The sequence below is a fragment of the Streptomyces sp. NPDC046308 genome (assembly GCF_055588065.1).
In genome coordinates, this window is sequence record NZ_JBVJFB010000003.1 from 197584 (window position 1) to 211821 (window position 14238).

A 14238-nucleotide genomic window follows, 5' to 3' on the forward strand; every position below is an offset into this window, starting at 1 on the left:
ACCGGTACGCCGAAGGCCCCCGCGCGGTGCGCGGGGGCCTTCGTCCGTTTCGAGACGGCCTAGCCGAGGGGGTGCATCCAGCCGTGGGTGTCGGCGCTGTGGCCGGTCTGGAGTTCCAGGAGCGCCTTGCGCAGCCGCATGGTGACCTCGCCGGGCTCGCCGTCGCCCTGGGTCCAGTTGGCGCGCTCGGACTTGACGGAGCCGACGGGGGTGATGACGGCGGCGGTGCCGCAGGCGAACACCTCGGTGAGGGTGCCGTTCGCGTTGTCGCGCTGCCAGTCCTCGGTCGTCAGGCGGCCCTCCTCGGCGGTGTAGCCGAGGTCGCGGGCGATGGTGAGGAGGGAGTCGCGGGTGATGCCGGGAAGGAGCGAGCCGGTGAGCTCCGGGGTGACGATGCGGTCCCCGTAGACGAAGTACAGGTTCATGCCGCCCATCTCCTCGATCCAGCGGTGCTCGACGGCGTCGAGCCAGACCACCTGGTCGCAGCCGTGCGAGGCCGCCTGGGCCTGCGCGACCAGCGAGGCCGCGTAGTTGCCGCCGGTCTTGGCCGCGCCGGTGCCGCCCTTGACCGCGCGGACGTAGTCCTCGGACAGCCAGACGGAGACGGGCTTGACCCCACCGGGGAAGTACGCGCCGGCGGGCGAGGCGATGACGATGAAGAGGAACTCGTTGGCCGGGCGGACGCCGAGGCCGACCTCGGAGGCGAACATGAAGGGCCGCAGGTACAGCGAGGCCTCGCCGGAGTCCGGCACCCAGGCGCGGTCCTGCTTGATGAGGGCGTCGCAGGCCTCGATGAACAGCTCGACCGGCAGCTCCGGCATCGCCATGCGGCGGGCGGAGGCCTGGAAGCGGGCGGCGTTGGCCTCGGGGCGGAAGGTGGCCACGGTGCCGTCGGGCTGGCGGTAGGCCTTGAGACCCTCGAAGATCGTCTGCGCGTAGTGCAGGGTCATGTTCGCGGGGTCGATCGAGAGCGGCGCGTACGGGACCAGCTCGGCATCGTGCCAGCCGCGGCCCTCGGTCCACTTGATCGTCACCATGTGGTCGGTGAAGTGGCGGCCGAAGCCGGGGCTGGCCAGGATCGCCTCTCGCTCCGCATCGGACAGCGGGTTCGAGGAGGGCTTGAGCTCGATCGTGGGCGTCGTCATGAGTGCTTGTCCTTCACCGGTTGTGTATGGCGGACCGCGCTCACGGCGTACTAGGACGTCCGAGCTTCCCCGCATTCCGCGGCCTCGCGTTCGATTATCGCGCGCGAGGGAGCTGCGGAGAAGCGGGGACTGCGGCCCAGGGGAGATGGTGGCACCCGGGGCCGCACAGGAAAAGCCGCCAGGTCCCATTGTGACCCGGCGGCTTCCTACCTGAGGTGGGGCTGCCGGGTCAGCCGGCTACTCGAGCGGCGAGCGCGTCGCCGATCGCGTCGGTGGAGCGGAAGGTGCCGTCGCGCTCCGCCAGGTCGGCGGAGACCGCGTCCTCGATGCGGGTGGCCTCGGCCTCGTAGCCGAGGTGGCGCAGCAGGAGGGCGACGGAGAGGATCGTCGCGGTCGGGTCGGCCTTGCCGGTGCCGGCGATGTCCGGGGCCGAGCCGTGGACGGGCTCGAACATCGAGGGGAAGGCGCCCGTCGGGTTGATGTTCCCGGATGCGGCGAGGCCGATTCCGCCGGTCACGGCGGCGGCCAGGTCGGTGAGGATGTCACCGAAGAGGTTGTCCGTGACGATGACGTCGAAGCGGTCGGGCTGGGTGACGAAGAAGATCGTCGCGGCGTCGACGTGCAGGTAGTCGGTGGTGACCTCGGGGTACTCCCGGCCGACCTTGTCGAAGATGTTCTTCCACAGGTGCCCGGCGTAGACGAGGACGTTGTTCTTGTGGACCAGCGTCAGCTTCTTGCGGGGGCGGGAGTTGGCCCGCTCGTACGCGTCGCGGACCACGCGCTCCACGCCGTACGCCGTGTTGAGGCTGACCTCGGTGGCCACCTCGGCGGGGGTGCCGGTGCGCAGGCTGCCGCCGTTGCCGGTGTACGGGCCCTCGGTGCCCTCGCGGACCACGACGAAGTCGATGTCCGGACGGCCGGCGAGCGGGGTGGCCGTATTGGGGAACAGCTTCGACGGGCGCAGGTTGATGAAGTGGTCGAACGCGAAGCGCAGCTTCAGCAGCAGACCCCGCTCCAGCACGCCCGACGGGACCGACGGGTCGCCGATGGCGCCGAGGAGGATCGCGTCGTGGTGCTTGAGGGCTTCGAGCTCCGCGTCCGGGAGGGTCTCACCGGTGCGGTGCCAGCGCTGGGCGCCGAGGTCGTATTGCTTGGTCTCCAGCTTCACATCCTGGGGCAGGACCGCGGTAAGGACCTTGAGTCCCTGAGCCACGACTTCCTGGCCGATGCCATCACCGGGGATCACTGCGAGATTGATGCTGGTCGACATGGCGAAACCGTACTCCCTGTCCCAGCCCTCAGACATATTGCGTCCATCATGTGGACGCAATATGTCTGCGCGGATGGCTCAGTGGCCGGTCGATCCGCCGTTGTCACGGCGGTCGAGGGCGCGCTGGAGGGCGGCGGCGGCGTTCTTGCGGTCGTCGGCCGAGGCGGAGGTGTGGCGGACGCGGCGGGCGGCGGTGGTTGCGGTCATGGTGATCGACTCCTTGAGATCACGGCGTGGCGGGGCCACGGATGAGGGGTTCCTTCAAGGCGCCGGAAGAGGCGGGGAGCAGTGCGCCGCAGGGGTTGCCTGCCAGGGGCGCGCGCTCTCGACCGCCATTCGCCGGATCGGCGAGACGTTCGGCTCCTACAAAGCTAGGCCAGGTCCCGCTGTATGTCTCGGCAATTACTCGGACTTCCTACTATCTGAGACGCCGAGCCCCGCGGAAGGCCCCACCGAGCGGGTCCGCTTCAGCCTTTCCTCCGGCATGTTTTCGCAGGCCAGAGGCTAGATGCCGAGGGCAGCCCCCGATTCCGGCGCAGTGACGCATCCCACCCTCCACACGGAGCCCACGCCCGGCTCCCGGGAGGCCGAACGGATGACCCGCGGGCCTCTCCGGTCCCGGCGGTGAGATCCGCCGGGCCGACGGGCACGGCGCCGGCCGGGACGGCCCACCCGGCGACCGCTCCCTGACCCGAAGGGGCATTGGTTCACCGTCGCACCAAACCACGGGGCGAGCCGGAGAGCGCATCGAAGGCCCCGGAGGCCTGCCCCGCCGGGACATCCCGGGCAAGAGGCCCGCACCGACCACCGACCGATTCCAGCCACCCGGAAGTTCACCGAACTCTTACCGCACGGATGTAGACCTTTGAACCGACCCCCGTCACCCTTGCCGTCAATGTGCCGACGGGGCACTTGAGTTGGAGGCGAGGGGTCAGTGACACCGATCAGCCGCAGAGGTTTCGTGGGAATCGGCGCCGGACTGATGGCGGGGGCCGCCCTGCCCGCGGCCCTGCCGGCGACGGCGGCCGCGGCCGCCGCGACCGGCACCATCACCGACGTGAAGCACGTGGTGATCCTCATGCAGGAGAACCGCAGCTTCGACCACTACTTCGGCAGGTTGAAGGGGGTCCGCGGGTTCGGCGACCGCGCCGCCGGCAACATCCCGGGCGGCTGGGGCATGTTCAACCAGCCCAACTGGGGCGGCCGCCAGTACCCGTGGAAACTCAGCTCCACCCCGCCGGCCGGCGGCGTCGACGGCGAGACCCTGGCCCAGTGCAACGGCGACCTCCCGCACAGCTGGTCCTCGCAGCACGCGGCCTGGAACAAGGGCCGGATGGACAACTGGGTGACCGGCGTGGGCAACACCCGCACCCTCGGCTACCTGGACCGGGGGGACATCCCCTTCCACTACGGCCTCGCCGACAACTACACGATCTGTGACGCCTACTTCTGCTCCACCCTCAGCGCCACCGGCCCCAACCGCACCTTCCTGTGGAGCGGCAAGGTCGACGCCTCCAGCAAGGACGGCGGCGACGAGTCCGGGCTGACCTGGGAGACGTACGCGGAGGCCCTGCAACGGGCCGGCATGAGCTGGAAGGTCTACCAGAACGCCCAGGACAACTACGGGGACAACGGCCTCGCCTACTTCAAGAAGTTCACGGACGCGGCCCCCGGCAACCCGCTGTGGGACCGGGGCATGGGCTCGGTCCCCAAGATCACCGGCTCCACCCCGGACGACATCGCGGCCGCGATCCGCGCCGACGTCGTCGCGGGCACCCTCCCCCAGGTGTCCTGGGTCGTCGCGAGCGAGGCCTTCTCGGAGCACCCGTACGCCCCGCCCGGTGACGGCGCGCACTTCGTCGACCTGGTCTACCGCGCCCTGGCCGCGAACCCGGAGGTCTTCGACTCCACCGTCCTCTTCCTCAACTACGACGAGAACGACGGCTTCTTCGACCACGTGCCGCCGCCCGTCGCCCCGCCCGGCACCCCCGGCGAGTACCTGGACGGCGTCCCGATCGGGCTCGGCTTCCGCGTCCCGATGATCGTGATGTCCCCGTGGACCCGCGGCGGCTGGGTGAGCTCGGAGGTCTTCGACCACACCTCCGTCCTGCGGTTCATGGAGCAGTGGACGGCCGCCCTGGGCACCCCGGCCACCTGTCCGAACATCAGCGCGTGGCGCCGGAAGGTGGTCGGCGACCTGACCGGCGTCTTCGACTTCGCGCACCCGGTCTACGGGGTCCCGGCCGGCCTCCCGTCCACCGCCAAGGTCATCGGGCAGTCGACCTGCGGCCCGCTGCCCAACCCGGCGCCGCAGGACAACGCCCTCCCCGCGCAGGAGCCCGGCACCCGCCCGGCGCGGTCGCTTCCGTACCAGGTGAACGGGAACCTGGACCGCTTCGAGTTCGGGGCGGCCGGCAAGATCCTGGCCTGGTTCTCGATGACCAACCAGGGTGCGGAGGCGAAGCGGCCCGCGCACTTCTCCATCCACCCGCACCAGCACCGGGACACGGCGGCCTGGCAGTACACGGTCGACCCCGGCGCCACCGGCAGCGACTACTTCAACATCGGCCTCGGCCACGGCTCGGGGAAGTACGACATCTCGATGTACGGGCCGAACCGCTTCCTGCGCCGCTTCATCGGCGACGCCTCGAAGGCGGGCAAGGACATCGAGGTCGCGGCCCGCTTCGCGGTCGAGCCGGGGACCGGCAGGACGGCGGTCTACTTCCTGATGAAGAACTCCTCCGCCTCCCCCGTCACCTTCACGATCCGCTCGAACGCCTACCGCACGGACGGCCCCTGGGCCTACACCGTCCCGGCGAACTCCTCGCGCGAGGACTACTTCAACGCCGTGGCCTACAGCAACGGCTGGTACGACTTCACGATCCTGGCCGACTCCGACGGCACCTGGTCGCGCCGCTACACCGGTCACATCGAGACGGGGGCGCCCAGCATCTCGGGCTCGTGACCGCTGACCGCTGACCGCTGAGGGCCGGCTGCCCGCTAGAGCACGTCGCCGTCCCGCCAGTCGAAGTCGAGCCGCCCGGCCGGGTCCAACCGGATCCCGCCGGGCGGCACCCACACGTACGTCGACCCCTCCTCCCCGGGGAGGGGCACCGGCCCGTCGGGCGAGAGCGCCCCGATCCGGCCCGGCCACACCGACCAGCCACGGCCGAGGTAGAGCCCGGCCCCCTCCTCCGACGCCGACAGCGCGCCCAGTACGAAGGCCCGCGCGACGATCCGTTCGAGCTCGGCCATGACCTGCCCGCCGAGGCCCCGCCGCCGCGAGTCGGCCCGTACGGCGACGGCCTCCACGTACCCGGTCCGCAGGGCCCGCCCGCCGTGCACGACCCGGCGCTGCACGACGCTGCCGTGCGCGACGAGCAGGCCGTCCGCGTCACGGACCAGCACGTGCATCCCGCCGAGCGCGTGCTCGAAGTCCTCCTCGCCGAAGTCCCCCTCGAAGGCCTCGTCGAGCAGGGCCCGCACCTCACGGAGCTCGTCGCCGGTCAGTCCGGCGGTGTGTGCGACGCGCACGTCCGTCCCCTCTCCGGCGGCCCGCCCGGGACAGGCCCCTCCTCCCCCGCGACCGTACCAAGGACCGCATTGCGGACGCCGGACGCCGTCCTCCGGCCGGAATCGGCCGACGCCGCTCTGGCGGTCTGGACCATTGCCTCGGCAGACTCGCCGCATGTCGCCCGATACCCAGCAGTGGACCCCGATCCACGGCCAGCCGTACCGTCCCGCCCCGTACCGGCCCGAGCGGATGGCGAGCGGTGAATCGCTCGCGCGCGCCGCCGAGTTGCGGGCCCGGATGGACGAGCGGCGGACCATACGCCACTTCTCCCCCGACCCCGTGCCCGAGCAGGCCGTCCGGGACGCCATCGCGTGCGCGGCCACCGCCCCCTCCGGGGCGCACCAGCAGCCGTGGACCTTCGTCCTGGTCAAGGACCCGGCCGTGCGGCAGCAGATCCGCGCGGCCGCCGAGCAGGAGGAGCAGCTGTCCTACGACGGCCGCCTCGGCGACGAGTGGCTCGCCGCCCTGCGCCCGCTCGGCACCGACGCCGTCAAGGCGCACCTCACCGACGCCCCGGCGCTGATCGTGGTCTTCCAGCAGCGCTACTGGCTCGGCCCGGACGGCACCAAGCGCAAGCACTACTACGTCGACGAGTCCGTCGGCATCGCGGTCGGCATGCTCCTGTCCGCCCTCCACCTGTCGGGCCTCGCCGCCCTGATCCACACCCCGAGCCCGATGCGCTTCCTGAGCCACGTCCTGAACCGCCCGGAGAACGAGAAGGCCTTCGCGGTCGTCCCGGTCGGCTACCCGGCGGACGACTGCGAGGTCCCGGACCTGACCCGCAAATCCCTGGACCAGGTCATCGTGGAGGTGTGACGCCCTCCCCGGCGGGCGGCTCGGGGGAGGGCCCGGACTGCCCGCCGCCGAGCGCTTCCGCGAGCCGCATCCCGATCCGCACCCGGTCCTCCGAGGTCCCCGCGTCCATGGCCGCCCGCACGTGCCGCAGGATCAACCAGTCCCGCACCACCTTGCTCACCCCGAGCACGGCCGCCGTCACGATCGCCGCGGTCAGCATCACGCGTACCTCCGCGCCGAGGCGTCCGGGGCGTAGCACGGCCCCCGCCGCAGGGTGACGAAGGCTCCGCCCATGGCGATCTCGCCGGGGAAGGAGCGATTCGAGGGTGCGCTGGGCCTCGTCCTCGGGCTCCGGGACCGGTTGGTGGCGCGTGATCAGGCCGGCTTCGGCCCAGCGGAGGCACGTGTGGTGGCTAGCAGCGGTTGGGTGGCAACGGGGGGAGGAATGGAAACCGCCCCCGCTCCGGACTTGGGGGTGCCGGAGCGGGGGCGGGGTTCGGTGGGGCCGGGTCAGCCCATGTGGGGGTAGCCGTACTCGGTCGGCGCGACCAGGGTCTCCTTGATGGAGCGGGTGGAGGTCCAGCGCTGCAGGTTGGTCGCCGCGCCCGCCTTGTCGTTGGTGCCCGAGGCGCGGCCGCCGCCGAAGGGCTGCTGGCCGACGACGGCGCCGGTGGACTTGTCGTTGATGTAGAAGTTGCCCGCCGCGAAGCGGAGCTTCTCCATCGCGTCCGCGGCCGCGTAGCGGTCGGCGGCGATGATCGAGCCGGTCAGGGCGTACGCCGAGACGGACTCCATCTGCGCGAGCATCGCGTCGAAGTCGGCGTCCTCGTAGACGTGCACGGCGAGGATCGGGCCGAAGTACTCGGTCGTGAAGACCTCGTTCTCCGGGTCGGTGCACGCGATGACGGTCGGGCGGACGAAGTAGCCCTCCGAGTCGTCGTAGGTGCCGCCGGCGATGATCTCGCAGGTCGGGTCGGCCTTCGCGCGGTCGATCGCGGCCTTGTTCTTCGCGAACGAGCGCTCGTCGATGACGGCGCCGATGAAGTTGGTCAGGTCGCGTACGTCACCCATGGCGATGCCGTCGACCTCGGCCGCGAAGGCCTCCTTGAAGCCGTCGTTCCAGATCGAGGCCGGGATGTAGGCGCGCGAGGACGCCGAGCACTTCTGGCCCTGGAACTCGAAGGAGCCGCGGGTCAGGGCGGTCTTCAGGACGGCGCGGTCCGCGGACGGGTGCGCGACGACGAAGTCCTTGCCGCCGGTCTCGCCGACCAGGCGCGGGTAGGACTTGTACTTCTCGATGTTGTTGCCGACCGTCTTCCACAGGTACTGGAAGGTCTTGGTCGAACCGGTGAAGTGGATGCCGGCCAGCTCGGGGTGGTTCAGCGCCACCTCCGAGACCGCGATGCCGTCACCGGTGACGAGGTTGATGACGCCCTTGGGCAGGCCGGCCTCCTCCAGGAGCTCCATCAGGAGGACCGCGGAGTGGGTCTGCGTCGGGGACGGCTTCCACAGGACCACGTTGCCCATGAGGGCGGGGGCGGTCGGCAGGTTGCCCGCGATGGCCGTGAAGTTGAAGGGCGTGATCGCGTAGACGAAGCCCTCGAGGGGGCGGTGGTCGCTGCGGTTCCACACGCCGGCGGAGTTCGCGACCGGCTGCTCGGCCAGGATCTGGCGGGCGAAGTGGACGTTGAAGCGCCAGAAGTCGACGAGCTCGCACGGGGTGTCGATCTCGGCCTGCTGCGCGGTCTTCGACTGGCCCAGCATGGTCGAGGCGGCGAGCTTCTCGCGCCACGGGCCGGACAGCAGCTCGGCGGCGCGCAGGATGATCGCGGCGCGGTCGTCGAAGGACATCGAGCGCCAGGCCGGGGCGGCGGCGAGGGCGGCGTCGATGGCCTCCTGCGCGTCGGCCTGGGTGGCGTTGGCGAAGGTGCCGAGCACCGACTTGTGGTCGTGCGGCTGGACCACGTCGAAACGCTCGCCACCGCCCATCCGCTTGACGCCGTTGATCGTCATCGGAAGGTCGATCGGGTTCTCGGACAGCTGCTTGAGCTGTGCTTCGAGCCGCGCGCGCTCCGGGGTACCGGGGGCGTACGAGTGGACCGGCTCGTTGACCGGCGCGGGGACCTGGGTCACAGCATCCATGGGGCTGGTAACTCCTTGACCTAGTTCTTGGCTAGTTCTTGGTGATCATCGAGCGGAGGAAGAACAGCAGGTTGGCCGGCTTCTCCGCGAGGCGGCGCATGAAGTAGCCGTACCAGTCCGTTCCGTACGCGGTGTAGACCCGCATCCGGTGGCCCTCGGCGGCGAGCCGCAGGTGCTCCTCGCTGCGGATGCCGTACAGCATCTGGAACTCGTACTCGTCCAGCTTGCGCCCGGCCTGCCGGGCCAGTTCCTGGCCGATGGCGATCAGCCGCGGGTCGTGGGACCCGATCATCGGGTAGCCCTCGCCCTCCATCAGGATCTTCATGATCCGGACGTACGCCTTGTCGATCTCCGCCTTGTCCTGGTACGCGACCTCGGCGGGCTCCTTGTAGGCGCCCTTGACGATCCGGACGCGGCTGCCGGCGGCGGCCAGGCGCCGGGCGTCCGCCTCGGTGCGGAAGAGGTACGCCTGGATCACGCAGCCGGTCTGCGGGAAGTCCCGGCGCAGCTCCTCGTGGATGGCGAACATCGAGTCGAGGGTGGTGTGGTCCTCGGCGTCGAGCGTCACGGTGGTGCCGATGGCGGCTGCGGCCTCGACGACCGGGCGGACGTTGGCGAGCGCGAGCTCGTGGCCGCCCTCCAGTGCCTGCCCGAACATCGACAGCTTGACGGACATCTCGGCCTTCTCGCCGAGGCCGAGCTCCGCGAGGCGCTCGATGAGCTGGAGGTAGGCGTCCCGTGCGGCGTAGGACTGAGCCACCTCGGTGATGTCCTCGCCGACGACGTCGAGGGTCACCTCGAGCCCGGCCCGGGTGAGCTCCTCGACGATCGGGATGACCTGGTCGACCGTCTCGCCGGGGATGAACCGATTCACCACGGGCTTGGTCACCGGGGCGGCAGAGACGATACGACGCATCTTGTCGCTGCGCGAAGCGGCGAGGATCACGGGACCCAGCACGGGGCACCTCCAGCGGGTGGCAGAAGAAAAGCGCAAGTGAAACCACCGTGAAACCTAAGGATCGCTTTGATCCTCTGCCATCGACAGCTGTCACGCATCCGTGTCCCGGATCTCATACATCTGTCTGAAGAGCCGGTCCCGGAGTGGGAGAATGTCTGGGTGAAGGGCGATTACCAGGACCTGGTGGACGAGATCTCGGCGCTGCTCGGCGCCCCGGCGACCCTGGAGAACCGGGACTTCCGCCTCATCGCCTTCGGCGCGCACGACAGCGACAGCGACTCCGGCGAGCTGACGGTGGACCCGGTACGGACGCGCTCGATCCTGACCCGGCAGTCGACCGCCGCCGTCCGGTCCTGGTTCGAGGGCTTCGGCATCGCCCGCGCCACCGGACCCGTCCGGATCCCGGCGGCGCCCGACGCGGGGGTCTTCCGAGGGCGGATCTGTCTGCCGGTGCGGTTCCGGGGCATCGTGCAGGGCTACGTGTGGCTCCTCGACCAGGAGCCCGGCGCGCCCGGCCCCGATCCGGCGGCCCTGGCCGCGGCCATGGAGGTGGCCGAGCGGATCGGGGTGCTGCTCGCCGAGGAGGCGAAGGCGGGGGCGGACCTGTCGCGGGAGTTCCAGGCGGTGCTCACCGCGGGGCGCGGCTGGCAGCAGGACATGGCGGTGGCCGCGCTGCGGGCCGCCCTCGGTCCGGGCGGGGACGGGCTGCACGCGGCGGTCTGCGTGGCGCCCTGGTCCGGGGAGGCTCCGGCGTCGGTGCCGGGCGCGGCGGCCGTGTGCCTCGTACCGCGGCGGGGCGGGAGCGGGAGCGGGGACGAAGCGGGGGCGAGCGGCGACCTGGCCCTGGCGGTGCTGCTCCGGCTGCGCTCGCCGGACGCGCTGACCCCGGCCCTGACGGCGGTGGCCCGGCTGCTGCCGCGCGCGGTGGAACCGGCACGGGCGGCCGGCGCGGCCGGAGCGGGCGCGGCGGCTTCGCCTGCGGGAACGGGCGGAGCGGCCAGGGCCGGCGGCACGGCCAAGGCGGCCGGGTCGACCGCGGCGGCCAAGGCCAAGGCCACGCCCACGGCCGCCCCCGCCCGCCGGATGACCGCGGGCGTCGCCGACCCCGTCCGGGGCCTCGCGGAGCTGCCCGCCGCCTGGGAGCAGGCGGTGGCGGCGGCCCGGGCGGCCGTCGCGCAGCCCCGGCTGGGCCCGGTCGCCCAGTGGTCGGCGATCGGGCCGTACCGGATGCTCGCGCATCTCGCCGCCGACCCGGTGGACGATCCGGCGGCGCGCGCCCTGCTGACCCCGGCCCACCGCGAACTCGCCCGCACCGCCGAGGTGTTCCTGGACTGCGCCGGCCAGGCGGGCCGGGCAGCGGCGGCCCTCGGCGTCCACCGCCAGACCCTCTACTACCGCCTCGCCCGGGTGGAACAGCTGACCGGGCTGGACCTGGACGAGGGCGAGGACCGCCTGCTGCTCCACATGGCCCTGAAAGCGGCCCGCCTGGCGTAGGGCGTCTCCGGGCCGTGCGGCGGACCGAAGGCCGGCCGGGCGGACGACCTCGGCCAACGGCGCGTCAGGCGGCGCGGCCACGTTCGCCGTTCGGAACGCGAAGGCGTGCGGCGCGGAGGTGACCGGCGCGTGCGGGACACGGAACGCGGACCTGGTCCGCTCACCCGGCGCCGACCACGTCGTGGACCACTCCGGGAGGCGGCCGTGGGCACCGCCGGTACCCCGTCGCGGCGTCCAGGACGAAGGGCGCCGATCGGCCGGGCCGGCCTGACCTCACCGAACCGCGTGCGCATCATCGCGTCGCCGTCCTTGCCCGGCGCCGGCTCGACGCCGGGCAGGATCCGGCCGGCCGGCACCACGGTGTCGGCGCCTTTCGTGGGATGTCCGTCCGGACGTCGGTCCGGAGCTCCGGCCGCGTGTGCACGGGGGTGCACACGACCGCGTCGCGCGGCACACCGCGAACGGTCGTCAGGCACCGCCGCCGGAGCGCCCGGCGCCGCGCCCTGCCGCGCCCGCGCTGCCGCCGTGCGACTCCCCCTCGTCTCGGGCCGATCCGGGGGTGGGACGGGGCCTTCCCGACGGCGGTCCCGCTCCGGTTACTCCCCGCCCTCGGGGTTCCGGGGGCGGATCATCGCCTCCGCGGCCCGGCGCATGCCCTCGGTGAACTCCTCGGCGGTGGCCGCCGACTCCGGATCGAACAGCCACTGGATCATCAGGCCGTTGAGCAGCGCCTGGTAGAAGGTGCCGAGCGTGCGCACGTCACGGTCGTCGAGCTGGTCCTCCGGGGTGCCGGTCAGCATGGAGATCAGGCCGCGGCGCCCCTCGGCCTGCGAGGCCGCGAGCATGGAGCGCAACTCCGGGCGCTTGTCCCGGCCGAGCGCCACCTCCAGGCTGGCCGCCCAGATCGGACCCGACGTGTCGTGCTGGGCGAGGACGCCCTCCCAGAGCGCGCGGAACCGCTCCAGGGAGCCGCCCTCACCGTCGAGGCCGTCCTGGAAGACGGCGCCCCAGTCCTCCATCAGGCCGATGAAGGCCTGGGTGAGCAGGGCGTCCTTCGAGCCGTAGTGGTAGCCGATGGACGCCAGGTTGGTCCCCGAGGCGCTGACGATGTCGCGCGCTGTCGTGCGCACGAACCCCTTCTCGACCAGGCACTTCTTGGCGCCTTCGAGCAGATCTTCGCGATGTCCCATGGCCACACGGTAGCAAGACAGCCGTCCCAGACAACAGTCCTAGACCACCGTTCTATACATTCGTCATAGACAAACGTTTATGACGTCTGTACATTCCTGCTCATGACAAACACCGCCGCCACAGCGCGAGTTGCCGGACGCCGCGAATGGACCGCCTTCACCGTCCTCCTGCTGCCCCTCCTCCTGGTGTCGATGGACGTCTCCGTCCTCTACTTCGCCATCCCGGCGATCACCGACCAGCTCGCCCCCAGCTCCACCCAGCAGCTCTGGATCTTCGACAGCTACGGCTTCGCCCTCTCCGGCCTCCTGATCACGATGGGCTCGCTCGGGGACCGGACGGCCGCCGCAAGCTGCTGCTGATCGGTGCGACCGCCTTCGGCATCGCCTCCGTCGGCGCCGGCTACGCCACCAGCGCCGACATGCTCATCGCCTGCCGCGTCCTGCTCGGCATCGGCGGCGCGACCCTGATGCCCTCCACGCTGGCCCTCGTACGGAACCTCTTCCGGGACGACAAGCAGCGCGGCAAGGCCATCGCCATCTGGTCCGGGGCCATGACCGGCGGCATCGCCCTCGGCTCGGTGCTCAGCGGTGTGATGCTGAACCACTTCTGGTGGGGCTCGGTCTTCCTGATCAACGTGCCCGCGATGCTGCTCCTGCTGCTCCTCGTCCCGGTCCTGGTCCCGGAGTTCAAGGACCCGGCCCCCGGCCGTTTCGACCTGCTGAGCGTCCCGCTGTCCATGGCCGCCGTGCTGCCGGTCGTCTACGGCCTCAAGGAAATCGCCGCCGAGGGCTTCGAGCCGCTCCACCTGGGCTGCCTCGCCGTCGGCCTGGCCTTCGCGTACGTCTTCGTCTGCCGCCAGCGCACCCGCGACGACGCCATGATCCCCCGGGCCCTCTTCCGGGGGCGCGGCTTCGGGGCGGGCATCGCCCTCAACTCCCTCTCCGCCTTCGCCGTGATGGGCGCGTCGTACTTCACCACCCAGTACCTCCAGTCGGTGCTCGCCATGGGCACCCTGGAAGCGGCCCTGTGGAGCCTCGCCCCCTCGGTCGTCATCGGGGCCGCGGCCCCCGTCTCCGCCGCCCTCGCCCAGAAGGTGGACCGGGGCTACGTGATCGCCGGCGGGTTCGTCCTGGCCGCCGCCGGGTTCGCCCTGTCCAGCCTCGTGGACACCGACTCCCTGTGGCTGGTCCTCACCGCCGCCGGGGTGCTCTCCTCGGGCGTCGTCGCCGTCATGTCGCTGGTCTCCGACATGGCGCTCGCCTCGGCCCCCGCCGAGAAGGCCGGCTCCGCCGCCTCCCTGCTGGAGACCGGAACGGAGTTCGGCGGCGCCCTCGGCATGGCGGTCCTCGGCAGCCTGGGCACCGCTGTCTACCGCAGCGACCTGGCGGGCGCCGAGCCCGCCGTCCGGGAGACCCTCGGCGGCGCCGTGGCCACCGCCCACCGGATCGGCGGGGAGGCGGGCGAGCAGGTGCTGGCCCTGGCCCGGGAGGCCTTCGTCCACGGGATGCAGTACGCGGCCTGGGGCGGCGCGGCGCTGCTGCTCGGGGCGGCCGTGCTCGCCGCGGCGCTGATGCGGGGCATCGAGACCCCGACCCCGGCCGAGGGGGAGCGGCCCGAGGTGGCGGAGGCCGACGTGGCGGTGCCGACGTACCACTGATCGCGCAACTGA

11 protein-coding genes and 2 pseudogenes are annotated in these 14238 nt (G+C 71.7%); 5 read left to right on the forward strand and 8 right to left on the reverse strand.

The window, feature by feature from the left end:
* Positions 1-59 precede the first annotated feature (59 nt).
* The 3 genes from ACZ6JT_RS14760 to ACZ6JT_RS14770 all read right to left on the reverse strand — a co-directional run bounded on the left by ACZ6JT_RS14760 (position 60) and on the right by ACZ6JT_RS14770 (position 2622).
* The gene (locus ACZ6JT_RS14760) at positions 60-1145 is read right to left on the reverse strand and encodes a branched-chain amino acid aminotransferase (protein ID WP_376616567.1); all 1086 of its coding nucleotides are present in this window, start codon (positions 1143-1145) and stop codon (positions 60-62) included.
* Positions 1146-1374: 229 nt separating this feature from the next.
* Positions 1375-2415, reverse strand: coding sequence for a 3-isopropylmalate dehydrogenase (locus ACZ6JT_RS14765; protein ID WP_469209914.1), 1041 nt, complete (start codon positions 2413-2415; stop codon positions 1375-1377).
* Positions 2416-2493: 78 nt separating this feature from the next.
* Complete coding sequence (locus ACZ6JT_RS14770) at positions 2494-2622, reverse strand: hypothetical protein (protein ID WP_107050491.1); 129 nt, start codon at positions 2620-2622, stop codon at positions 2494-2496.
* 727 nt (positions 2623-3349) lie between these two features.
* On the opposite strand from ACZ6JT_RS14770, the gene ACZ6JT_RS14775 reads away from it, so the two are divergent.
* The gene (locus ACZ6JT_RS14775) at positions 3350-5380 is read left to right on the forward strand and encodes a phosphocholine-specific phospholipase C (protein WP_469209915.1); all 2031 of its coding nucleotides are present in this window, start codon (positions 3350-3352) and stop codon (positions 5378-5380) included.
* Between the two features lie 35 nt (positions 5381-5415).
* Here the strand turns inward: ACZ6JT_RS14775 and ACZ6JT_RS14780 are convergent, their stop codons facing one another.
* Positions 5416-5949 (reverse strand): GNAT family N-acetyltransferase, encoded by a 534-nt coding sequence (locus ACZ6JT_RS14780; protein WP_469209916.1) that lies wholly within the window; start codon positions 5947-5949, stop codon positions 5416-5418.
* A 154-nt stretch (positions 5950-6103) separates the two neighbouring features.
* Here ACZ6JT_RS14780 and ACZ6JT_RS14785 point away from each other — a divergent pair, with 154 nt between their 5' ends.
* Positions 6104-6805 carry a nitroreductase family protein gene (locus ACZ6JT_RS14785; RefSeq protein WP_469209918.1) on the forward strand — a complete coding sequence of 234 codons (702 nt, stop codon included), beginning with the start codon at positions 6104-6106 and terminating at the stop codon, positions 6803-6805.
* Here the strand turns inward: ACZ6JT_RS14785 and ACZ6JT_RS14790 are convergent.
* From ACZ6JT_RS14790 to ACZ6JT_RS14800, 3 genes are all read right to left on the reverse strand, one after another.
* Positions 6789-7007: a hypothetical protein gene (locus tag ACZ6JT_RS14790; RefSeq protein ID WP_469209920.1), complete on the reverse strand. Its 219-nt coding sequence runs from the start codon at positions 7005-7007 to the stop codon at positions 6789-6791. The two genes, ACZ6JT_RS14785 and ACZ6JT_RS14790, sit on opposite strands and share 17 nt — an antisense overlap.
* Positions 7008-7294: 287 nt before the next feature.
* Positions 7295-8926 carry an L-glutamate gamma-semialdehyde dehydrogenase gene (gene pruA, locus ACZ6JT_RS14795; protein ID WP_469209922.1) on the reverse strand — a complete coding sequence of 544 codons (1632 nt, stop codon included), beginning with the start codon at positions 8924-8926 and terminating at the stop codon, positions 7295-7297.
* 31 nt (positions 8927-8957) lie between these two features.
* Entirely contained in the window at positions 8958-9884 is a 927-nt protein-coding gene (locus tag ACZ6JT_RS14800) for a proline dehydrogenase family protein (protein WP_469209924.1), read from the reverse strand.
* Positions 9885-10043: 159 nt separating this feature from the next.
* Here ACZ6JT_RS14800 and ACZ6JT_RS14805 point away from each other — a divergent pair, with 159 nt between their 5' ends.
* Positions 10044-11378, forward strand: a complete 1335-nt coding sequence (locus ACZ6JT_RS14805) for a PucR family transcriptional regulator (RefSeq protein ID WP_469209926.1) — start codon at positions 10044-10046, stop codon at positions 11376-11378.
* Between the two features lie 52 nt (positions 11379-11430).
* A pseudogene (locus ACZ6JT_RS14810) lies at positions 11431-11571 on the forward strand (NAD(P)-dependent alcohol dehydrogenase); the annotation flags it as partial.
* A 403-nt stretch (positions 11572-11974) separates the two neighbouring features.
* Here ACZ6JT_RS14810 and ACZ6JT_RS14815 read toward each other — a convergent pair.
* Positions 11975-12568 (reverse strand): TetR/AcrR family transcriptional regulator, encoded by a 594-nt coding sequence (locus tag ACZ6JT_RS14815; protein WP_469209927.1) that lies wholly within the window; start codon positions 12566-12568, stop codon positions 11975-11977.
* 102 nt (positions 12569-12670) lie between these two features.
* Between ACZ6JT_RS14815 and ACZ6JT_RS14820 the strand changes: the two are divergent.
* A pseudogene (locus ACZ6JT_RS14820) lies at positions 12671-14226 on the forward strand (MFS transporter).
* Positions 14227-14238 lie beyond the last annotated feature (12 nt).

Excerpts from the sequence above, each read along its gene's own strand:
- ACZ6JT_RS14760 (WP_376616567.1), bottom strand. The coding sequence starts at position 1,145 with ATGACGACGCCCACGATCGAGCTCAAGCCCTCCTCGAACCCGCTGTCC.
- ACZ6JT_RS14765 (WP_469209914.1), bottom strand. The coding sequence starts at position 2,415 with ATGTCGACCAGCATCAATCTCGCAGTGATCCCCGGTGATGGCATCGGC.
- ACZ6JT_RS14770 (WP_107050491.1), bottom strand. The coding sequence starts at position 2,622 with ATGACCGCAACCACCGCCGCCCGCCGCGTCCGCCACACCTCCGCCTCG.
- ACZ6JT_RS14785 (WP_469209918.1), top strand. The coding sequence starts at position 6,104 with ATGTCGCCCGATACCCAGCAGTGGACCCCGATCCACGGCCAGCCGTAC.
- pruA (WP_469209922.1), bottom strand. The coding sequence starts at position 8,926 with ATGGATGCTGTGACCCAGGTCCCCGCGCCGGTCAACGAGCCGGTCCAC.
- ACZ6JT_RS14815 (WP_469209927.1), bottom strand. The coding sequence starts at position 12,568 with ATGGGACATCGCGAAGATCTGCTCGAAGGCGCCAAGAAGTGCCTGGTC.